Below are 20563 nucleotides of genomic sequence, written 5' to 3'. Positions count from 1 at the left end.
CGCCGCCTCGCCGTGCCTCTGTCCGGCGCGGTGGCGGGAGGTTCGGCGGCGCGCACGGCGCGACCTATGACCGGCAGGCCGGGAGGAGAGCCTCGACGCCGCATCCAACGGCAGAGCGGTGCTCCACCCACGGAGGTTCCGCCCCGATGCCGACGATTGCCGAGAAGCGCCGGACGTTCCGCCGGCTGCACGAATCGGGCTGCTTTATCATTCCGAATCCCTGGGATGCCGGTACGGCGAGGTATCTGCAGCGCCTCGGCTTCCACGCGATCGCGACAACGAGCAGCGGCGCGGCGTGGTCGATGGGACTGCCGGACGAGGACTGGGCGCTGACCCGCGGGCCCATGCTCGCGCATATCCGCATGATCGTCGAAGCATCCGACCTGCCGGTCAACGCCGATTTCGAATCCGCCTACGCGGACGATCCCGCGGGTGTGGCCGAGAGCGTGCGGCTGTGCGTGGAGACGGGCGTCGCCGGCCTTTCGGTCGAGGATTCGACCGGTGACGCCGCTCGCCCGCTCTACGACTTTGATCTCGCGGTCGCCCGCATCCGCGCGGCCCGGGCCTCGATCGACCGTGCCGGCGGCGACGTACTGCTCGTCGGACGCTCTGAAGGTTTCATTCGCGGGGCGCCCGACCTCGACGAGACGATCCGCCGCCTCAAAGCCTACTCGGCCGCGGGTTCGGACTGCCTGTACGCGCCCGGCATCAGGACGCGGGAGCAGATCACCGCGGTTGTCGACGCCGTCGCGCCGAAGCCGGTCAATCTCCTCGTCGGCTCGGCGATCGGTCTCACGCTCAAAGACGCGGCCGCGCTCGGCGTCCGGCGGATCAGCGTCGGCGGGGCGCTGGCGCGATCGGCGTGGGGCGGCCTTATGCGCGCCGCGCGGGGCCTCGTCGAAGGCACGTTCGACGCGTTCGCGGACGCGGCGGCCGGGGCTGAGCTAAACACGCTGTTCGCCGACGACCTAAAGGCGCGGCGGCGGTGATGCCCGGCGACGCCCGCGCATCCCGCGGGCCGGTCCCGCCCACGCGGGGCGACATCCGTTACGCGCGGCTCGTCACGCCGATCGGCCCGTTGCTGGTGGCCGAGGACGACGACGGCCTCGCGGCGATTCATTTCGAGAACGGCCGCCGGCGCAGGCGTGTCGATCCGGCGTGGCGGGAAGTCGACGACGACGCGATCGGCATCGTGGCTCAACTGCGAGAGTACTTCGCGGGGACGCGCTGGCGGTTCCAGGTGCGCCTCTCGCCGCAGGGCACGCCGTTTCAGCGGCGGGTGTGGCAGGCGGTGGCCGCGATTCCCTTCGGCCAAACTCGCTCCTATGGGTCGATCGCGGCGGAGATCGGCGCGCCCAACGCCGTCCGCGCGGTCGGCGCCGCGAACGGCCAAAACCCGTGGCCGATCGTCGTGCCGTGCCACCGCGTCATCGGCAGCGACGGCTCGTTGACGGGTTACGGCGGCGGGCTGCCGATCAAGCGCGCCCTGCTCGACTTCGAGCGCGGCGGCACCCGGCTGTTCACCGATCCCGCCGGCTCGTGGATGCTGGCGTCGGTATCCACCACTCCTCGCCGCGGGCCGTCGTAACGTACTCCGGCCAGCGGAGGTCGACCGGCGCCGCGAAATCGCGGGGCAGCAGCGGCGCGACCCACTTCGTCCCGCCCACGCCGCCGCCGGTTCGTTCCTCGAACTCCGTCCGCGCCTTCGCCAGGTCATCCGGGTTGACCAACAGATCGACGAGGCTCCCGGCGATCGTCTTGCCCGCGGTGAACGTCATCGGATCGATGCAGGCCGGGACCCCGCCGAGCGCGTTCCCGGTCCACGCCGGATACTCGTAATCCGGCTGCGCCGGACGCAGCCGCGGCCGCCCCACGAAAAGACGGGCGGTCGGCGCGTGCCACGTGTAGTCGACGTAGTCGTCCGACGTGAAATTCTGCTGCCACGCCGGCAGCGCGTCCCGCAGGCGGCGTTCGTGCTCCGCCGGCGCGACGAGCCGGGTAGCCGCCTCCATGAACGGATCCTCCATCGGCGCAATCCCGAGGTTGCGCTGGATCTCGCAGGCGAACCGGCGCGCCTCCTCACCGAAGACGGGCGGCCCGACCAGTTCGAGGTTGCGGTAGACGAGCTCGGCGAGGGTGCGGTTGGGGAGGCCGACGCGGGTCTTCGTGATCCACCGGACCCCGTGCCGGCAGTGTGTCACCGCGGCCGCGTGCTCCGCGTTGCGCTCGAGCACCCGCGCGATCTGTTCCTGAATCCCGAGACTCGGCGACCGCCAGGCGTACTGGATCGCGGCGAACCGCGGCGGCAGGTTGTCGGAGGTGCACTGACCGCCCACCATCAGGAACTCGTTGAGCGTCCAGGTGCCCGTGTGCGGAAACATCGCTTCCTTTACATACTTGCCGGTCGTGTACATGAGGCACACGGCGTCCAGCGCCCCAGGGCAGCGCGCCGTCGCGTGCGAGTGCCGGACGGGCATCAGCGTGTGGTCCGTCCACGTCTCCGGCGCGTCGCATTCGAACGAGTACTGGGCGCTCCAGTACGAGCCGCACTGGGTATCCCACGCGACCGTGTTGTTCGGGTTCGGGTGGAACGCGATGTAGGCGTCCGCGCCATCGTAGTACCCCTTCGCGGCGTGGACCGGCTTCGAGCCGCAGACTTTCTCCGCGGGCTCTCCGAAGAACCGGAGCGTTCCGCGCAGCCCGTGCTTCTGCATCGCCGCCTTGACCGCGAGCACGCCGGTCAGGCCGGCGACGCCGAGCGCTGAGTGCGGGTCGGTGTGTCCGGCCGCGTAGGGGTTGAGACCCTCGCGGGGGGCCCGGTACGGCACCGGCCGCTGCGAGTTCTCCGGCACCGCATCGTACTCCGCGTAGGTGCCGAGCACGGGCCGTCCCTCGCCGAACGTCGCAAAGAACGCGGTCGGCATGCCGCCGCTGCCAGCCTCGACCCGGAAGCCTTCCGCCCGAAGAAGTTCGCAGTAGGCGCGCGCCGATTTGTACTCGCGCCACGCCGGCTCGGCGTAGCGCCAGATCTCTTCGCAGAAGCGCGAGAGCTTCGGCCGGTTCGCGTCCACCCAGGCGAGCGCGGTCTGCTTTGCTGCGGACGTGTACGCCATCTCGTCCTCCTCAGAACCCGGCCTTCTGCGGTCCGAACAGCAGCCGGCGGGCGTTGTCGCGCAAGACTTTGGGCCGCACCGTGTCTTTGACGGTCAGCGTGGAAGCGGCGTGCCGAGCCCGCGAGCTCTTGCGCGCTCGTAGATCGGGGCGGCGAGCACGATGTCGCAGGCGGCGATGCCCAGGGGAAGCACCAGGATCCGCTCGCGCTCGTTCGTCCGGCCGGCCGCGCGGCCGAGCAGCACCTCGCCGATCTCCGCGGCAACCGGCGGCACTCCGCCGGCATACCGCCCGAGCACCTCGGGACTGGCGAAGGGCTTCCTGTCGTCGACCAGCACCCGGTCGACCCGGTGAAGGATGGAGGTCTCCTTGCCGCCGTTGTCGAGCACGACGACCGTCGCCCCGGTCTTCAGCCACTCCATTGCCAGCAACGGCGTGGTCGTGTTCGTGGTCACGGTGACGATCACGTCCGCGTCGCGCACGGCCTCTTCCCGGTTCGCCGTGGGCACGAGCGCGGGGGCCACGCGCGGCGCCATCTCGGCGCAGAGCCGTTCCGCGGACGGCGCTTCGCGGCCGACGATCCAGATCCGGACGAGCGACGGCAGCACATGCGGCAGCGCTTCGAGATGCGACCGCGCCTCGACGCCCGCTCCGACGATCGTGGCGACGGCGGCCGCCGGCCTAGCCGCCACGGCGAGCGACACCGCCGTCACCGCGGCCGTGCGCACGGCCGTCACGACCGTCCCGTCCATGATCGCGAGCGGCATGCCGTTCGCGGGATCGTTCAGCACGACGATGCCCGGCACGGTCGGCAGGCCGAGAGCCTTGTTGTCCGGGAAGTCGGCGAGCCACTTGATGCCGAGGCCGCGGCCGTCCGGCAACAGCGCCGGCATCGCGTGCGCGTGGCGGGCGCCCGGCGGGTGGACGCCCAACTTCGGCGGCACCTCGGCCCGGCCTTCCGCAACCCAGACGAGCGCGTCCCGGATGCACGCGAACTGTTCTTCGAGCGGCGGCAGCGCAGCCGCCACGTCGTCGCGAGACAGCCAGAGGAGCGGCGCGGCCTCTCCGCGGCGCGGTTCAGCCATCGGCGCCGGGGCCCCGGCCGTCAGGCATCCCGCCGCAGGAGGCGCGCGAGATCGGCGACGTCGGGCAGTTCTTCGAGCCGGCGCACCGTCTCGGTGATCTCCTCACGCCGGCGCGGGCTGACCACGTCCGCGGTCAGCCGCGCGAACTTGCGGTCGAGCTCCTCGCGCGAGAGCGGCCGCTGCGGCGAGCCCTTCGGGTACGTCACGTCGCGGGTGTGGCGCCCGCCGGCGGTCTCCACCTGGATGATCGAACGGTACAGGTCGGGATAGGTGCGGTCCAGCTCCTTGTCGCCGGCGACGGTGACGCGCTCGGACAGGGCCTTGATCCCAGGGTCGCTGCGCCGGTCGTGCAGGATGTCGTCGAAATCGACGGCGCCTCTGTAGGCGGCGAGCGCGAGCACGTACTGCGCGCAGTGCGATCGCAGCGCGTTGCCGTCGATCACGTGATAGCCGCCCGCGGGGTAGCGGAGGGTGATCCGCCGGATGTCGCCGGCGCGCACGCCCTCCTGCTCCATGATCTCGAAGAGGCCGTCGAGACCGGGATGGATGAAGGCGCAGCAGGCGTACTGTTTGACCGCGATCTCCATGACCTTGAACGCCGTACCCAGCCCGTCGAACAGCGCCCCTTCGTCCCACCGCCCCGTGAAAGCATGGCCCAGCGGATACTTGCCCTCGAAAATCGCGGGCGGCCCGCCGAACCCGCACGACGCCAGGTGCGCCGCGAAGACGCCGTGGCGGGAGGCCAGGCCCATGTTGTACGGACGCGAGTGCTCGGTCTCGTCGCTCACCCAGGCGAGCAGGCCCGACGTCTCCGTGCCCGCGAGCCCGAAGGCGTGCCGCAGCGCCGGACCCTTCAGGCCGTACAGGCGCGCCGCCGCAGTCAGCGACCCGAACGTTCCGGCGACGCACGTCGGGTGGAAGCCCCGCGCGTACAACGCCGCGCCGCCGAGCGCGTAGCTCACCCGGCAGGCGGCGTCGATGCCGACGACGATCGCGGTCAGCACGTCCCTCCCGGACCGGTGCATCCGCTCGCCCACCGCGAGCGCGGCCGGTCCGACGACCGCGATCGCATGCATGATCGCGCCGGCGTGATGGCTCTCGACGTCGCAGTAGTAGCCGAACGTCCCGTTGACGAGCGCCGCCGTGGCACAGTTCGTCCGCAGGTCCGTCCCGAAGACCTGCGCGTCGGGCGTTCCGCCCGTCTCCCGCACGAAGCGGCGCAGCACGCCGCCGATGTCGTAGCGCGGGGACGTCGCCGACAGAAGCGCGCCCAGGCCGTCGTAGATGATCTCCTTGGCGCGGTCCACGACCTCCGTCGGGATGCGTTCGTACGGAAACGTCTCGACCCACCGCGCGAACCGGTCGGTCATGTTCGTCTGCGCCGCCTGGCCCGACGGGGCCGTCATCTGGAGGCGACCTGCAGGAGCCCCGCGATCTCCCCGACGTCCGCCACGCGGTCGAGCCGGTACACCAGTTCCATGAGGCGCGTGGCCGAACTCTTCGAGATGCGCGTCGTCGCGAGGTCCATGAACTTCTGCTCCAGCTCCGCCTTTGTCATCGGATTGTCGCGCCGTCCCTTCGCCTCGTCCACACGCGCGCTGAGCGTCCGCCCGTCACGCGTCGTCACCTCAACCACCGCGGGCGCGTGGCCGGGCCAGGCGTCCATCGCGGCGTCCCCGACCAGCCGCACGCGGTTGGAGAGCGACTTGACCCGCGGGTCGGCCCGCCGGTCCTCGAGGATGTCGGCCGATTCGATCTTCCCGCGCACCGCCGCCACCGCGATGATGTACTGGGCGCAGTGCGACTTGAGCGGGTTGTTGTCGATCACCGGCGCCCGGTCGGCCTTGACCCGGTGTACGATCGCGACGATGTCGTCGGGCGCGATGCGGTGCTCGTCGAGGATCGACAAGAGCGCGTCGATACCGGTGTGGATGTCGCCGCAACAGGGGTGCCGCTTGTAGCCGTAGTGCCGGGTGATCCACAGTCCCTCGCCGAGCCCGTCGGTCACGCGACCCAGGTGCATCTCGCCGGCGTAGGCGTCGTAGATGCTGTACTTACCGCCGTCCAGAATCGCCGGCGGGCCGCCGAACCCCATCTGCGCGAGCAGCGCCGCCGTCACTCCGCCGCGCGCCGCCATCCCGATCACGAGCGGCCGCGAGTTCTCACTCGGGTCGTCGACCCAGGTCATGAGACCGGTCGCGTTGCTGCCGGCGATGCCGAGCGCGTTCGCGAACCTCGGCTGATCGAGCCGGAGGAGGTGCGCCGCGGTCGCCGCCGCCCCGAAGTAGCCGAAGACCGCGGACGGGTGGAACGAGTGCGGGTACGAGTGGTCCGTCCGGCACGCCTCGCCGGCCCGGCTGCAGATCTCGTACCCCATCGCAAGCGCCGCGAGCAACGCTTTGCCGTCGGCGTGCTCGCGTTCCCCGACGGCGAGGGCCACGGGGACCAGCACCGCCGGCACGTGCTGGCGGGCGACGCTCGCGCCCTCGATGTCGGCCGCGTATCCCGCGGTGCCGTTCGCCAGTGCCGCGCTTTCGACCGGCGCCTTGAAGTCCCGGCCGATCACGGTGCACTCCGGCGCCCCGCCGGCCCGCCGGGCGAGGTCGCCCGTGAGCCAGGACGCCCGATACTGCGGCGCCGAGCCGAGCAGCAGCGCCCCGAGCGTGTCGAGCACGACCAGCTTTGCCTCGGCCACCGCCGGCGCGGGCAGATCGGCGAACGTGAACCGCGTCGCATACGCGGTCAGCGCAGCCGTCGGACCGTGCCGTATGTCCGGCGTCGACATCCTATCGGCTCCTCTCGAAATGCCCTTCGTAAAGACACCGCGCCAGCACGCCGCAGTCGCCCAGGGTGTCGAGTTCCGCGACGAGACGCTCGATCTCGTCGAGCCGGAGGTCGGACACGACACCCGCCGACAGCGTTCGGAACTTCGCCCGCAGGTCGGCCGCGCTCATCGCGTTCTCCGGATCTCCTGTCGGATAGTACACGGTTTCGGTGAACTCCCGCCCGTCGTTGGTCTTGACCGTCGTGACGCCGGACCACTGCTCCGGGAAGCGCTTTTCGAGCTCGTCGCTGCCGAAGACGCGCACGCGCCTGGAGAGCGCCGCGATGCGCGGATCGCCGAGGCGGCGGCCGTCGAGTTGATCGACGCCGACCTTCCCGTCGTAGGCCGCGACGGCCAGGACGTACTGCGCGTTGTGCGACGACAACTCGTTGTTGTCGATGATGCCGGCCATGGAGGTCGCCACGGCCGTCTCGATCGCCGCGATATCGTCGGCGCGCACGCGGTGACGTCCCATGATCGCGAAGAGGCCGTCGAGCGGCGCGTGAATTTGCCGGCACGCCGCGTACTTCTTGAGGCTCGTCCGCATCAACTCGAACCGCTCCCCGAGACCGTCGGTCAAGACCGGGATCCGGCCGTCCGGGATCCCGCTGAACGCCCGGAACAGGTTGTGTTTGCCCTCGAGGATGTGCGGCGGGCCCGGGAAGCCGATCTCGGCCAGCTGCGCCGCGGTCACGCCGTTGCGGGACGCGACGCCGATCTGAAACGCCTTGCTCAGCTGCGAGGACTCGGTGACCCATGCGAGCAGGCCCGACGCCTGGCAGCCCGCGAGGCCGAACGCGTCCACCATCTGATCGGGCTCGAGCCGCAGCATGCGGCCGGCCGCCGCCGCCGCGCCGAAGTTGCCGCCGATCGACGACGGGTGAAACGACCGCGCGTACAGCCGCACGGGGTCGAGCGCGATCCCGACCCGGCCCTCCACGTCGTAGGCGGCGACGAGCGCGGCGATGAGCTCCTGCCCGCTCGCGCGCCGCGCTTCGCCGATCGAGAGCGCCGCGGGCAGCACGACGTTGGCGATGTGCGCGTTGGCCGGATTGTAATTGTCGTCCTGTTCGAGGCAGTGCGACATCGTCGCGTTCGCAAACGCGGCCGCGACCGGCGATACGCGCAGCGCCGAGCCCGCGACCGTGCACGGACCGGACTCGCCGAGGCCTTCCGTGTACTCCGTGACGAGGCGTCCCGCCGGGTACCGGGATCCGCCGAGCAGCGTCCCGAGCGTATCCAGGACCAGGTCCTTGGTCCGGGCGACGACGGCCGCGGGGAGATCCTCGTAGCGCAGGCCGCCCGCGTAGGTCGCGAGCCGTTCAGTGGGACCGGACATCTGCTGCCTCCTGACTTCGGTCACACCCCTCGGCGGGATGTGTCGTGCTAGATCGCGGTCGCCAGTTCGCCGAAAAGCCGCGCCGTGAACTCAACACCCGCGCAGTAATCGTCTACTCTGATGCCCTCGTCCGGGGCGTGGAACTGCGACTCGGCCGACCCCATGCCGGCGTTGATGAGCGGGATCCCGAGCGGATCCGCGAGTTCATGGTAGGGCGCGCCGATCCACGGCGCCACCGGGTAAATCGCGGGCGCCGTCCGGTAGAAGTTCCGCCCGGTCCGGACGATCGCGTCCACCATCGGATGGGCGAGCGGCACCCTGCCCGGGTACCGTTCGCTCAGCGGCCGCAGCGTAATGCCTTGGAATCCGTGCGTGTCGAGGTGCCGGCGGAGGAGCGCCTCCATCTTCCCGGGGTTCTGGTTGGGGACGAGGCCGAACCGGAGCACGCCGACCGCGCGCCGGGGCAGCCCGCGGCTGCCGTCGTAGGTGCGGCCGGCGCCGAGCCCCGAGACTTCGAGCGTCGGCTCGAAGAGCAGACGCCTGATCGCGTCGCGCCCGCGGACGTCGAGCGTCAGCTTCGAAAGCCCCAGGCGGCGCTTAAGCCCCTCGTCGTCGAAGCGCAGGTCGTCGAGCAGCCTGAGTTCGGCCTCCGTCGGCCGGACGGCATCGTCATGGAAGCCGGCGATCGTCACCCGCTCGTCGGCGCCCTTCATGCTCGCGAACGCCCACACGATGTCCCACGCCGGGTTCGGCACCACGGACGTGAGGCTGCTGTGGAACGTCTGCCGGGCGCCGAGGCGCTCCATTTCGAACAGAATGCGGCCTCGGCAGCCGAGGCTGATCGTCGGCCGCCCGAGATCGTCGCGGCCGCCGCCTTCGCCGAGCGCGCCGTCCGCGCGCAGCAGGCCCCGGTTCGCCAGCACCAGGTCGCGCAGGTGCGGGCTACCCAGCTCTTCCTCGCCGTCGATCACGAACTTGACCGTGAGCGGGAGCGTCCCGTACGCCGCGCGCCAGGCGTCGACCGCGCAGAGCCGCGCCGTCAGTTCCCCCTTGTTGTCGCTCGCGCCGCGCGCGACGAGGCGTCCGTCGACGATCTCCGCCCCGAACGGCGGATGGGTCCACGCGTCGAGCGGCTCGGCCGGCACCACGTCGTAGTGATTGTAGAGGAGGAGCGTCTTCGTCGAGCCGCCGGGGATCGTGGCGATGATCAGCGGCGGCGACCCACCGGCCTCGCGCAGCGCGATCTCGGCGCCGAGATCGAGGAGCAGCGCCGTCAGGAACGCGACGGCCTCCGGCACCGCCTGTCCCGAGACGCTGGGAATCCGGCAGAACCGCCGCAGCGTCTCCACGTAGCGGTCCCGATGACGTTCGATCTGTCCGTGCAGCGCAGCCGCGGCCGCCATCGTCAACGCACGCTCCTCATAGGCGCAGCCGCGGGTCCAGCGCGTCGTGCAGTCCGTCGCCGAACAAGTTGACCGCCAGCACCGTGAGCGCGATCGCGACCCCGGGGAAGGTGCTGATCCACCATGCGTTCTGGAGATAGTCGCGGCCCTGCGCGAGAATGAGCCCCCACTCCGGCGTGGGCGGCTGCGCGCCCATGCCGAGGAAGCTCAGCGTCGCCGCCGTTACGATCGCGACGCCGACGTTCAGTGTGCCGAGGATCAACGCCGGCCCGTAGATGTTGGGCAGAATGTGCCGCACCGCCACCCGCGCCTCGCTGCAGCCGCCGGCCCGCGCCGCCTCGACGTAGACGTTCTCCCGCGCCGAGAGCACGCACCCCCGCACGAACCGTGTGAAGCGGGGGACGCTCGCGATACCGACCGCGAGCACCACGTTCGACAGCGCGGAGCCGAGCGCCGCCGCGATCGCCAGCGCAAACAGCAGCGTCGGCACCGCCAGCATGACATCGACCGCGCGCATGATCACGGTGTCGACCCAGCCGCCGCGGTAACCGCTCAGCAGGCCGAACACCACGCCGCCGGCCAGCGTCAACGTACTCGCGGCGAGTCCCACCGCGAGCGAGATGCCGGCGCCCGCGAGCACCCGGCTGAAGAGGTCGCGGCCGATCTCGTCGGTGCCCATCCAGTGCCGCGCTCCGGGCGGCGCGAAGACGTCCTCCGGCGACGGCTGCGTCGGCGGATACGGGCTCACGACGGATGCGAGCAGCGCCGCGGCGGCCATCACGGCGAGCAGCGCGGCGCCGAACACCGCTTTGCGGCTGCGCCGAAATCTCCGCGCGACTTCGGTGGTCCGCGATGCCGCTTCGGCCGGCCCTCTAGCCATGGGCGCGGGCATCACGGATGCGGGGATCGAGGTAACCGTACGAGACGTCCACCAGCATGTTGGCGAGCACGTAGCCGCACGCCGCGACCAGCAGCGCCGACTGCAGCGCGGGATAGTCTCGATAGGTGATCGATTCGACGATGAGCCGGCCGAGGCCCGGGCGCGCGAACACCGTCTCCACCACGACCGTGCCCGACAGCAGATTGCCGAGCTCGACGCCCACGATCGTGACGACCGGGATCAGGGAGTTGCGCAGGGCGTGCTTCAACACGACCAGCCGCGGCGGCAACCCCTTCGCCCGGGCGGTCACGACGTACTCCTGGTGCAGCGTCTGGACGAGGCTCGACCGCGCGAGCCGGCTGATTACGCCGGTGCTGTACAGACCGAGCGTGACCGCGGGCATGATCAGCTGCTGCCAGCCCGACCCCGTCGTGACCGGCAGCCAGCCGAGCCACAGCGAAAACACGAAGATGAGCATCAGCGCGAGCCAGAAACTCGGAATCGACACCCCGGAGAGCGCCGCGATGGTGCTGAGGTTGTCGACCCAGCCGTGGGGGCGGAGCGCGGCAAGCGTCCCGAGCGTCACGCCGAGCGCGACCGCGATGCCGAGCCCGACGAGCGCCAGTTCGAGCGTGGCCGGAAGCACCTTCCCGATCAGCCGGCCCACCGGCTCGCCGTACCGGATCGAGCGGCCGAGCCGCCCCTGCACGAGCGACCGGAGGCTGTCCGCGTACTGCCGCCACAGCGGCCGGTCGAGCCCGTACTGGTGGCGCAGCGACTCTAACTGCGACTTCGACGCGCTGCCTTCCGAGATCATCAGCGCCGGATCGGACGGCAGCACGTGCAGCACCACGAAGATCAGCGTGTAGACCCCGAGCAGGGCCGGAAGGGTCGTCAGGACGCGCCGCCCCGCGAATTTCAGCACGCCGCCGGTCTACGCCCGCGCGCCGCGCGGCCGGGCGTTACGACTGGATCCACGCATCCTGGAAGTACGGGTACCAGGAGCGCGCGTCCATGTGAAAGTTCTTGACCTGGGCGTCCGTGACCCATACGAACAGGGTGATGTAGATCGGCACGACGTACCCCTGCTCGAGAATGCGCCGCGTCGCCTTCGACACGAGGGCGAACCGCGCTTTTCGATCGACGGTCCCATCCTGCTCGGCCAGGAGCCGGTCCAGCTCCGGATCCTTGTTCATCGCCCACGCGAAGCTGCCGACGTTCTTGGAGGCGAACAGGTCCGCGAGATAGTGCGGGTCGCTGGCTTCGAACTCCCGGTTGATCAGATGGTACAGGCCTTTGCTGCCGGCCACCGTCCGGTCGGCCGGGGTACCCGCGATCAGCTTGGTCTCGAACCCCACGGCCTGCAGCATCGTCAGCATCAGCTGCTTGTAGTTCTCCGTCATGAACCCGCTCGTGAACACGTCGAGATGCAGCGGCACGCCGTCTTTCGCGCGCACGCCGTTCGGGCCGCGCTTCCAGCCGGCCTCCTCGAGCAGCTGCTTCGCCTTTTCCGGATTGAACGAATAGAGGTGGTCGAGCGCCGAATCGTAGCCGAAGCTTGTCGGGCCGATGAGGTTCCAGGTCGGCCGCGCGAACCCCGGATAGAAGACCTTGACGATCGTATCCTTGCTGACCGCGTAGTTGATCGCCTGACGGACCGCGAGCTCGTTCGTCGGCGGCTTCTGCGCGTTGATGAAGTTGAACCACGTCGTACCCGGCGAGACGCCCCGGTACAGCGCGTAATGCGGATCCCGTTCCCAGTCCCGCAGGCGCAGCGGTCCGGGCCACGCCTCCACCCGCAGCTCTTTGCGGGCGCTCATGAGCCCGTCGCGGGTGCCTTGCTCCGGAATGAATTTGAAGGTCAGACGGTCGAGGTACGGTGGACCCGCGTTCGTCTTCCCCGGGAAAGTCGTCCCCCACTTGTAGTTGGGGTTGCGCGCCAGCGTGATGTGCGTGTCCCGCGCCCATTCGACGAACGTGAACGGTCCCGTCCCGACGAGGTGGTTCTGAAAGTCCTGGCCGTATTTCTTCACCGCGGTTGGCGACGGGATGCCGAGGTACCCCTGGCTCAGCGAGTCCCAGATCGGCGCGAACGGCTCTTTGAGCCTCAGCTGCACCGTATGGTCGTCGATCACAACCGTCGAATCGTAGGGCCCGAGTAGCGACTTCGCGTACTGGGATTTCGTCGCCGCATCGACGCAGCGGTCGAAGTGGAACTTCACCGCCTCGGCGTTGAAGTCGGTCCCGTCGTGAAACTTCACGCCCTGCCGCAGTTTGAAGGTGAGCTGCGTGCCGTCTTTGGAGGCCGTCCACGATGTGGCCAGGCCCGGATAGATGTTGAGGTCGTTCCCCAGGTAGACGAGCGAGTCGAAGATCATCTGGGTGACCATCGTCTCCGGCGGGCCCCAGTACACGGCCGGATCGAGCTTGTCGAGCGTCCGGTACATCCCGATCGCAAGCTCGCCGCCCGGGCGAGGCGTTTCCGCCGTTGCGGCGGCCGCGGAGCGCAGCGTTGGCCGGCCGGCCCCGCCGAGCGCGGAAAGCGGCAGGGTTGATCCGGCGCCGGCGGCGAGCAGTTGGAGCATCTTACGGCGGGACAGGCGAGACGTCGTACCAGGTTCGGGCATCGCGAAGTCACCCCCCGGTGTGTGAAACCGTTCTCCCCGCACCGCATTCCACGCCACGCGAACGCGGCCCTGTGGGCGTAAAGTGGAACGGTGTTCCGCGGCGCAGAGGAGGAGGCGGCGCATGAGGAAGGGAACATCGCGACCGCCCGAGCACGCCTCGTTCCGACCTGCGGAAAAAGGAGGAGTCGACTTGCCCGAGGATCGCACCGCGTTTCCCTGGCACGACTACTACCGCCGAGGCTTGATTACCCGGCGCCAGCTCGTGAAGCTGACGGCGATGATTGGGGGCGCCGCCGCCGTCTCGAGTGTCCTGTCCGAACCCCGGCCGGCGCACGCCGCTCTCGCCCCCGCGGCCAAACAGGTGCTGCGGTACCCGAACGTCGAGCCGCTGCACTTCGATCCGGCGACGATGGAGTCGCGCCCGGAGATTCTCGTGGGGATGGCACTCTTCGACCCGCTGCTGACTTTTGACGACGCGGGCAAAGCGGTTCCCGTCGCAGCGCGTTCGTGGGATGTCTCGAAGGACGGGTTAACGTACACCTTCCACCTCCGCTCGGGCATGCAGTGGTCGGACGGCCACCCGGTCACCGCGTCGGACTACGAGTACGCGTGGAAACGCGTCGTCGATCCGGACATCGCCAGCGACTACGCCTCCGCGTTCTACCCGATCAAGGGCGCCCTGGATTTCAACAAGGGTAAGACGAAGGACAAGAACACGATCGCCGTCAAGGCCGTCGACGCCCAGACGCTGCGGGTCGAACTGACCGATCCGGCGGCGTACTTCCCGCGCCTCGTCTCCACCTGGAACTATCTGCCCGTGCCGCGCTGGTCCGTGGAGAAGAACGGCAAGAAGTGGGTCGAGGCCGGCAACCACGTCGGCAACGGCATGTTCATGCTCCAAAAGTGGGACCACGACCGCGAGATGGTCATCGTGGCCAACCCCAAGTACTGGGGCGCCAAGCCGACGCTGCAGCGCGTCGTGTTCACGATCACGGACGACACCTTCCGCACCAGCCTGCCCGCGTTCGAGAACAACGAGCTCGACCTCACCGACCAGATTCAGCCGGGTGACATCGACCGCGTCCGCAAGGACGCGAAGCTCGCCCCGCAGCTGCACAAGTACCGGTGGTCCGGCACCGCGATGATGTTCTGCGACACGACCAACCCGGCCTCGCCGCTCAGCAAGGCGAAGGTCCGGCAGGCGTTCTACCTCGCGATGGACCACAAGCGGCTCGCGACGGAGGTGCTGCGCGGCATCTACGATCCGGCGCCGACGGTCACACCGCCTGGAACGATGGGATATCTTTCCACCCCACCGCTCACGGGCGGGGTCGCGAAGGCCAAACAGCTCCTGGCGGAAGCGGGCTACCCGAACGGCAAAGGGTTCCCGGAGATGAAGCTCGCGTGGCCGAAGCTCGTGACCTACGACCTCGTGGCGCAGGCGATGCAGCAGATGCTGCGCGACTCGCTCAATGTGAACATTACGCTGCAGCGCATGGAGCGCAAGGAGTACAACGCGGCGTTTAACTCGTGGGCGAAGCAGCCCTACACCGCCTTCATCGACCGCTGGGGATCGGACTACGAGGATCCGGCCAACTGGGCGAACATCCTGTTCGACTCGGAGCAAGACTTCTTCCACACCCGCTGGAAGAACGCCGAATACGACAGCCTGGTCCGGAAGGGATCGGCCGAGGGCGACCCCGCCAAGCGCAGGCAGATGTACGAGTCCGCGGAGCGGATTCTCAACACGGATCTCCCTGCGATTCCGATCTACCACCTCGGCGTGATCATCGCGGTCAAACCGACGGTCCAAGGCTTCCGGCTGCCGCCGGCCGCCGCGGCCTGGTACGGTACGTTCGGCCGCGTGAAGATTCTGGCCGGGTAATCGCCGCGGGACGCCGCGCCGGCACAGCCGGGCGCGGCGTCCCGCTCCATCTCCGGACATCGTGGGCGCGTACCTTCTCCGGCGCCTGCTCCTTGCCGTTCCGACGATGGCCGTCGTGTACACGGTGGCCTTTCTCTTGGTGCACGCCACTCCGGGCGGTCCGTGGGACAACGCCGAGAAACCCCTCGCGCCGCAGGTCATCGAGAACATCCGGATCAAGTACCATCTGAACGACCCGCTCTGGAAGCAGTACCTGCTCTACCTCAACGACGCGCTCCACGGCTCCCTCGGGCCGTCCTACGTGAACACCGCCCGCGACGTCTCCGAGATCATCGCCGACTTCTTCCCCGTTTCGCTCCAGCTGGGCGTCGTCGCGATGCTCTTTGCGGTGGGCGTCGGCATCCCGCTCGGCACGCTCGCCGCCGTCTACCGCAACACCGCGATCGACTACGCGGCGATCGGCGTGGTCGTCACCGGCATCTCGATTCCGAACTACGTGATGGCGACGATCCTCGTCACGGTGCTCGCCGTCTATCTGCACTGGCTGCCGACGGGCGGCTGGGGCGGGATCTGGGACGTCCGCGTCATCATCCCCATGGTGGCCATCGGCTTCCGGCCGGCGACGACGCTCGCCCGCTACCTCCGCACCTCGCTGCTCGAGGTCCTCGGACAGGACTACATTCGCACCGCGCGCGCGAAGGGGCTCGCGACCCGTAGGGTCGTCGTCCGGCACGGCCTGCGCAACGCGCTCGTGCCGATCGCGACGATTTCGGGCATCCTGGTCGCCGACGTCATCACCGGCTCGTTCTTCGTCGAGACGATCACGCGCGTGCCGGGGATCGGACGGTACTTCGTCACGGCGACGACCGGCCGGGACTATCCGGTGCTGCTCGCGCTCGCGCTCCTGTTCGCGGTGATCATCATCACGATGAACATTCTGGTGGATCTCTCCTATGCGGCCCTCGATCCGCAGGTGCGGTACGGGTAGGCGGCCGTGAGCACGCTCACCCAAGCGGCGAACCCGTCACGTGCCGCGCGGGAACGGCGCCGCTACCACCGCGCGTATGCGCGGTTCAAGCGGCATAAGATGGCCGTGGTCGGCGCCGTGTTTCTCACGTGCGTGGTCCTGATCGCGGCCGCGGCGCCCCTCCTGACGCCGTACGCGTACGACCGCCAGGACCTCTTTGCCACGTACGCTCCCGCGTCGGCGCGCCATTGGGCCGGAACCGACAGCCTCGGGCGCGACGTGCTCAGCCGCCTCATGTACGGCGCCCGAGTCTCGATGAGCGTCGGGGTGACGACGCTGCTGATGGTGCTGGCGATCGGCGTGCCGATGGGCCTGACCGCCGGCTATCTCGGCGGGACATTCGACCTGCTGCTCATGCGGTTCGTGGACGTCGTCTACGCCATTCCGTACCTGCTGCTCGTAGTGCTGCTGCAAACGTTCTTCACCGCGTTCCTGCCGACGGTCCGCGGCGGGCCGCTGGCATGGCTCGAGGCACTCAACCACAACACGCACGGCATCGCGGCCATCGTACTGGCGCTCTCCCTCATCGGCTGGCTCGATGTGGCCAGGATCGTCCGCGGCCAGGTGATCGGTCTGCGGCCGCGTGAGTTCGTCCAGGCGGCGCGCAGCCTCGGCGCCGGGGACAACCACATCATGATCGCCCACCTCCTTCCGAACGTCGTGGCGCCGATCATCGTCATGGCGACGGTGCTGATTCCGAATTTCATCATCGCCGAGGCGGGCCTGAGCTTCCTCGGGTTGGGCGTGCAGCCGCCGCTGCCGAGCTGGGGGACCATGATCGCGGAAGGCATCGATTCGATCGAATCATATCCGCGCCTCGTCATCGCGCCGGCCCTGGTGCTGGCCGCCACGCTCCTCAGTCTGAATTTCGTGGGGGACGGTCTTCGCGATGCGCTCGACCCGGTACTCGAGCGCGAGTGAACTATCCCTTTCGGACCCTCCCGGACTACCTTACCGACGGCCTTCAGGTCGTCTTCGTCGGCATCAACCCGGGACTGTACTCCGTCGAACGCGGCCACTATTTCGCTCGAACCACAAGCCGCTTCTGGCCCGCGTTCTCGCGCTCTGTCCTGTCCGCCCCGATCCGCAAGACCCTCCGGGTGCCGGTGCTCGGTCCCGAGCGGGACGCGGCGCTCCTCCGGTTCGGCATCGGATTCACGGACGTGGTCAAAGTACCGAGCCGGAACGCGGCCGGAATCGCACCGGCACTCTTTCGGAAATGGGCGCCGCGGCTGCGGCGGCGTCTCGAGAAGCACAAGCCGCGCGTCGCCTGCTTCCACGGCGTGATGGGCTTTCGTCCGTTCGTCCGGTTTGCGCTCGGCGGGGATCCGAAGGAGATCGCGTTGGGACCGCAGGAGCTGACCGTGGGCCACACCCGCCTGTTTGTCGCGCCGAACCCCAGCCCGGCGAACGCCCATTTCACGATCGACGACCAGGTACGCTGGTACGACCGTCTCGCCGAGTTCCTGCGTGAGAAGACGTCGAGGAGGTAGGCGCGTGCGGGGATTAACGGACAAGGTCGCGATCGTCACCGGAGGCGGACAGGGTATCGGCCGCGCGATCGTGCTGCGGCTGGCCCACGAGGGCGCCGACGTCGTGATCGGCGAGTTGAACGCCTCAACCGCCTCCGCCGTGGCGGAGGAAGTGCAACGGATCAACCGCAGGTCGCTCGTGGTCTGCACGGACGTCGCCAATCCCGGGGACCGGCGAGCGCTGGTCGACGCGGCGCTGTCGAAATTCGGCAAGATCGACATCCTCGTCAACAATGCCGGCGTCATCCGAGTCAGTGATCCGCTCGAGATTTCGGAGGAAGAGTGGGACCGGATCCAGGCGACCAACGTGAAAGGCACGTACTTCACCTGTCAGGCCGTGCTGCCGCACATGCTCGAGCGGGGCGCCGGCAAGATCGTGAACCTCGCCAGCATCGCGGCCAAGGCAGGCAGCACCGCGTTCATCCACTACAACGTGAGCAAGGCGAGCGTTGTCGCGCTCACACGTAACCTCGCCGTGGCCTACGGAAGGCGCGGAATCAACATCAACTGCGTCTGCCCCGGCATCGTGGAGACCGCGATGTGGGCGAAGATCGAGCGCGAGGTCGGGCTGTTGCTGAACCTCGAGCCCGGCGAGTTCACCCGGAGCCGTCTCAATTCGATCGCGCTGGGCCGTTTGGAGAAACCCGAGGACGTGGCGGACGCCGTCGCGTTTCTCTGTTCGGACGACGCGCGGTACATTACCGGCCAGGCGATCAATGTGGAAGGCGGCATTCTCTTCCATTAAAGAACGCGGCTGCGCTGGGGCCGGCGAATGGACAGGGTGCAGTTGGTGCGTCATTCCACGAACTCGATGAAATCGCCGGCGACTACGACCTGCTGGTGACCGCGATTCACACTCACACGGGCAAGACGAAAGAAGAGATCAGCCGGCGGCTCGACGAACTGGCGAAGAAGAAGGTCGCCTGACGAGAGCGGACACCCCGCGCGAACGGCTACTCCGGCTTCGGCTGATTGACCCGCATCAAGTACCGGTAGGGATCGCTCGTCATCACCGCGCCGCCTGAGACAAGGAGGACCGCGCCCGAGACCCAGGCGGCCTCGTCCGAGGCGAAGTAGACGGCCGCGGCGGCCACGTCGGTCGGCTGCCCGACGCGCCGGAGCGGGTAGAGGGCGGACCGGGCGCGCCGGTCTTCCTCGGTCGCCAGCCACGGCGCGGTGAGCGGCGTCTCGACGACCGCCGGCGCGATCGCGTTGACCCGGATGCGGTACTGCCCCAGCTCAACCGCCATCGTCTGGGTGACGTTGTTGAGCGCGGCCTTGCAGGCGCCGTAGATCCCCTCGCCTCCCGGCGCCGCGTACAGGCTGTCGATCGACGACATGAAGAGGATGACGCCGCCGGTGGGCTGCGTGCGCATGACGCGCGCCGCGGCCTGCGCCCCAAACACCTGGGCGGTCAGATTGAGCCGCAGCATCTGCTCCCAGCCGGCGGGGGTCACGTCCAGCCACTCCGACGTGCTCCCGGGGGCCTCGGTGAATCCGCCGGCGTTGTTGACCCACACGTCGATTTTGCCGAAATGCTCGACTGCCGCGGCGGCCGCCTCCTCGAGCTGCGGAATCTGCGTGACGTCGGTCGGGTGCGCGACGGCCCGCCCGCCGCGTGCCGTGAGTTCGGCCTTGACCGCCTCCAAATCGGGGCGATTCCGGGCGGCCAGAAGCACGCTTGCTCCCTGCTCCGCGAACGCCTGGGCAATGGCCCGCCCGAGCCCGCGGCTCGCCCCCGTGACGACGCAGGCCTTTCCGCGCAATGAGAACATGACACCGCCTCCTCGCCCCGCATCACGCTCGATATTGGCGATGCGCGGAGATTTCTCCACGGAAGGAATCTTCCGTCCGCAAACGAAAATTCGCTCGACCCGATCGGCATGGATGCCGCTCGGTGTCGCTATGCTTGCCTACATCGCGCAGAGACTCGTTCACGCAATCCTGGTCGTGGCGGGCGTATTCGTCATCGTGTTCATGATGATCCACCTGCTTCCGGGTGACCCCGTGCAAATCATCTTCAGCGACGCCCCGGTCCCCAAAGAGCAGATCGAACTCGTGCGGCACGAACTGGGCTTGGACCTCCCGCTCCCCGCGCAATTCGTTCGGTATGCCGGCCAGGTGCTGCGGGGCGATCTCGGCCGGTCCATCATGAACCGACGAATGGTCGCGTCCGAGATCAGGCGCGTCCTGCCGTTTACCGGAGAACTCGCCGTGGCCGCCATGGCCCTCGCGGTGTCCGGCGGCGTCGTATTCGGCGTCCTGGCTGCGATCTCGCATAACACGTGGCGCGACAGCGGGCTGACTGCCGTCGCGCTCGCGGGCGTCTCGATGCCCGCGTTCTTCATCGGCCTACTGCTCATTTGGATTTTCAGCGTCGAGCTCAATTGGTTTCCGATCACAGGGCAGGGTGGCTGGCGCCATCTGCTCCTGCCGGCCGTCACGCTCGGGTGGTACGTGGGCGGAACGCTCACCCGCATCACCCGCAGCGGGATGCTGGAAGTCCTCCGTCAAGAGTACGTGACAACCGCGCGCGCGAAGGGACTCGGCGAACGCCTCGTGTTGGGCCGGCACGCGCTGCGCAACGCGCTGATTCCGGTGATCACCTTCGCGGGCATCCAGTTCGGCAATCTGTTGGGTGGAACCGTCATCGTAGAGACGGTCTTCTCGCGCGACGGCATCGGACGGCTGCTCGTGACGGGCATTATGGAAAAAGACTTCCCGGTCGTACAAGGCACGGTGCTCGTCGTCGCGCTCGTGTACACGCTCGTGAATCTGCTGGCCGATTTCTCCTACAGTGTCGTCGACCCCAGGATCCGGTTCCAGTAGCCCGCGCCGCCGCGGGCGCAG

General features: G+C 68.8%; 18 protein-coding genes. 8 read left to right on the top strand and 10 right to left on the bottom strand.

Annotated features, from left to right (window positions below):
- Positions 1 to 146 precede the first annotated feature (146 nt).
- A complete protein-coding gene (locus tag VFL28_13805; GenBank protein HET7265735.1) occupies positions 147 to 989 on the top strand; it encodes an isocitrate lyase/phosphoenolpyruvate mutase family protein in 843 nt (280 codons plus the stop codon).
- The gene (locus VFL28_13800; protein HET7265734.1) at positions 989 to 1588 is read left to right on the top strand and encodes a methylated-DNA--[protein]-cysteine S-methyltransferase; all 600 of its coding nucleotides are present in this window, start codon (positions 989 to 991) and stop codon (positions 1586 to 1588) included. Before VFL28_13805 ends, VFL28_13800 begins: the two co-directional genes overlap by 1 nt.
- Here the strand turns inward: VFL28_13800 and VFL28_13795 are convergent.
- The 9 genes from VFL28_13795 to VFL28_13755 all read right to left on the bottom strand — a co-directional run bounded on the left by VFL28_13795 (position 1521) and on the right by VFL28_13755 (position 13269).
- A complete protein-coding gene (locus VFL28_13795) occupies positions 1521 to 3113 on the bottom strand; it encodes a M20/M25/M40 family metallo-hydrolase (protein ID HET7265733.1) in 1593 nt (530 codons plus the stop codon). The two genes, VFL28_13800 and VFL28_13795, sit on opposite strands and share 68 nt — an antisense overlap.
- A 93-nt stretch (positions 3114 to 3206) precedes the next feature.
- The gene (locus VFL28_13790; protein ID HET7265732.1) at positions 3207 to 4196 is read right to left on the bottom strand and encodes a hypothetical protein; all 990 of its coding nucleotides are present in this window, start codon (positions 4194 to 4196) and stop codon (positions 3207 to 3209) included.
- A gap of 20 nt (positions 4197 to 4216) precedes the next feature.
- The gene (locus tag VFL28_13785; GenBank protein HET7265731.1) at positions 4217 to 5602 is read right to left on the bottom strand and encodes an MmgE/PrpD family protein; all 1386 of its coding nucleotides are present in this window, start codon (positions 5600 to 5602) and stop codon (positions 4217 to 4219) included.
- A complete protein-coding gene (locus tag VFL28_13780; GenBank protein HET7265730.1) occupies positions 5599 to 6981 on the bottom strand; it encodes an MmgE/PrpD family protein in 1383 nt (460 codons plus the stop codon). Before VFL28_13780 ends, VFL28_13785 begins: the two co-directional genes overlap by 4 nt.
- A 1-nt stretch (position 6982) precedes the next feature.
- Positions 6983 to 8359 (bottom strand): MmgE/PrpD family protein, encoded by a 1377-nt coding sequence (locus VFL28_13775; GenBank protein HET7265729.1) that lies wholly within the window; start codon positions 8357 to 8359, stop codon positions 6983 to 6985.
- A gap of 47 nt (positions 8360 to 8406) precedes the next feature.
- Entirely contained in the window at positions 8407 to 9762 is a 1356-nt protein-coding gene (locus tag VFL28_13770; protein ID HET7265728.1) for a M20/M25/M40 family metallo-hydrolase, read from the bottom strand.
- Between the two features lie 16 nt (positions 9763 to 9778).
- Positions 9779 to 10642 (bottom strand): ABC transporter permease, encoded by an 864-nt coding sequence (locus VFL28_13765; protein HET7265727.1) that lies wholly within the window; start codon positions 10640 to 10642, stop codon positions 9779 to 9781.
- Positions 10635 to 11567, bottom strand: coding sequence for an ABC transporter permease (locus VFL28_13760; GenBank protein ID HET7265726.1), 933 nt, complete (start codon positions 11565 to 11567; stop codon positions 10635 to 10637). The genes VFL28_13765 and VFL28_13760 overlap by 8 nt, the downstream gene beginning before the upstream one ends.
- 37 nt (positions 11568 to 11604) lie before the next feature.
- Complete coding sequence (locus VFL28_13755; protein ID HET7265725.1) at positions 11605 to 13269, bottom strand: ABC transporter substrate-binding protein; 1665 nt, start codon at positions 13267 to 13269, stop codon at positions 11605 to 11607.
- 190 nt (positions 13270 to 13459) lie between these two features.
- Here VFL28_13755 and VFL28_13750 point away from each other — a divergent pair, with 190 nt between their 5' ends.
- The 5 genes from VFL28_13750 (at position 13460) to VFL28_13730 (ending at position 18458) form a co-directional block, all read left to right on the top strand.
- Complete coding sequence (locus VFL28_13750) at positions 13460 to 15154, top strand: peptide ABC transporter substrate-binding protein (protein HET7265724.1); 1695 nt, start codon at positions 13460 to 13462, stop codon at positions 15152 to 15154.
- A 61-nt stretch (positions 15155 to 15215) separates the two neighbouring features.
- On the top strand, positions 15216 to 16142 hold the full coding sequence (locus VFL28_13745) for an ABC transporter permease (GenBank protein ID HET7265723.1): 927 nt from the start codon (positions 15216 to 15218) through the stop codon (positions 16140 to 16142).
- Positions 16143 to 16148: 6 nt separating this feature from the next.
- Positions 16149 to 17102, top strand: a complete 954-nt coding sequence (locus VFL28_13740) for an ABC transporter permease (GenBank protein HET7265722.1) — start codon at positions 16149 to 16151, stop codon at positions 17100 to 17102.
- Positions 17099 to 17674, top strand: a complete 576-nt coding sequence (locus VFL28_13735) for a mismatch-specific DNA-glycosylase (GenBank protein ID HET7265721.1) — start codon at positions 17099 to 17101, stop codon at positions 17672 to 17674. Before VFL28_13740 ends, VFL28_13735 begins: the two co-directional genes overlap by 4 nt.
- Positions 17675 to 17678: 4 nt before the next feature.
- Positions 17679 to 18458 carry an SDR family NAD(P)-dependent oxidoreductase gene (locus VFL28_13730; protein ID HET7265720.1) on the top strand — a complete coding sequence of 260 codons (780 nt, stop codon included), beginning with the start codon at positions 17679 to 17681 and terminating at the stop codon, positions 18456 to 18458.
- A gap of 208 nt (positions 18459 to 18666) precedes the next feature.
- On the opposite strand, the gene VFL28_13725 is transcribed toward VFL28_13730, so the two are convergent.
- The gene (locus VFL28_13725) at positions 18667 to 19488 is read right to left on the bottom strand and encodes an SDR family oxidoreductase (GenBank protein ID HET7265719.1); all 822 of its coding nucleotides are present in this window, start codon (positions 19486 to 19488) and stop codon (positions 18667 to 18669) included.
- Positions 19489 to 19618: 130 nt separating this feature from the next.
- On the opposite strand from VFL28_13725, the gene VFL28_13720 reads away from it, so the two are divergent.
- Positions 19619 to 20542 (top strand): ABC transporter permease, encoded by a 924-nt coding sequence (locus VFL28_13720; GenBank protein ID HET7265718.1) that lies wholly within the window; start codon positions 19619 to 19621, stop codon positions 20540 to 20542.
- Positions 20543 to 20563: the final 21 nt, after the last annotated feature.

This window comes from bacterium (genome assembly GCA_035691305.1).
Classification (GTDB): domain Bacteria; phylum Sysuimicrobiota; class Sysuimicrobiia; order Sysuimicrobiales; family Segetimicrobiaceae; genus DASSJF01.
The sequence above is the reverse complement of the archived record's forward strand: the minus strand, read 5'-3'. Positions and strand labels throughout refer to the sequence as shown.

Bases quoted from the DNA above. Each gene is read 5' to 3' on its own strand.
- VFL28_13805 (HET7265735.1), top strand. From the start codon at position 147: ATGCCGACGATTGCCGAGAAGCGCCGGACGTTCCGCCGGCTGCACGAA.
- VFL28_13800 (HET7265734.1), top strand. From the start codon at position 989: ATGCCCGGCGACGCCCGCGCATCCCGCGGGCCGGTCCCGCCCACGCGG.
- VFL28_13795 (HET7265733.1), bottom strand. From the start codon at position 3,113: ATGGCGTACACGTCCGCAGCAAAGCAGACCGCGCTCGCCTGGGTGGAC.
- VFL28_13790 (HET7265732.1), bottom strand. From the start codon at position 4,196: ATGGCTGAACCGCGCCGCGGAGAGGCCGCGCCGCTCCTCTGGCTGTCT.
- VFL28_13785 (HET7265731.1), bottom strand. From the start codon at position 5,602: ATGACGGCCCCGTCGGGCCAGGCGGCGCAGACGAACATGACCGACCGG.
- VFL28_13780 (HET7265730.1), bottom strand. From the start codon at position 6,981: ATGTCGACGCCGGACATACGGCACGGTCCGACGGCTGCGCTGACCGCG.
- VFL28_13775 (HET7265729.1), bottom strand. From the start codon at position 8,359: ATGTCCGGTCCCACTGAACGGCTCGCGACCTACGCGGGCGGCCTGCGC.
- VFL28_13770 (HET7265728.1), bottom strand. From the start codon at position 9,762: ATGGCGGCCGCGGCTGCGCTGCACGGACAGATCGAACGTCATCGGGAC.
- VFL28_13765 (HET7265727.1), bottom strand. From the start codon at position 10,642: ATGGCTAGAGGGCCGGCCGAAGCGGCATCGCGGACCACCGAAGTCGCG.
- VFL28_13755 (HET7265725.1), bottom strand. From the start codon at position 13,269: ATGCCCGAACCTGGTACGACGTCTCGCCTGTCCCGCCGTAAGATGCTC.
- VFL28_13725 (HET7265719.1), bottom strand. From the start codon at position 19,488: ATGTTCTCATTGCGCGGAAAGGCCTGCGTCGTCACGGGGGCGAGCCGC.
- VFL28_13720 (HET7265718.1), top strand. From the start codon at position 19,619: ATGCTTGCCTACATCGCGCAGAGACTCGTTCACGCAATCCTGGTCGTG.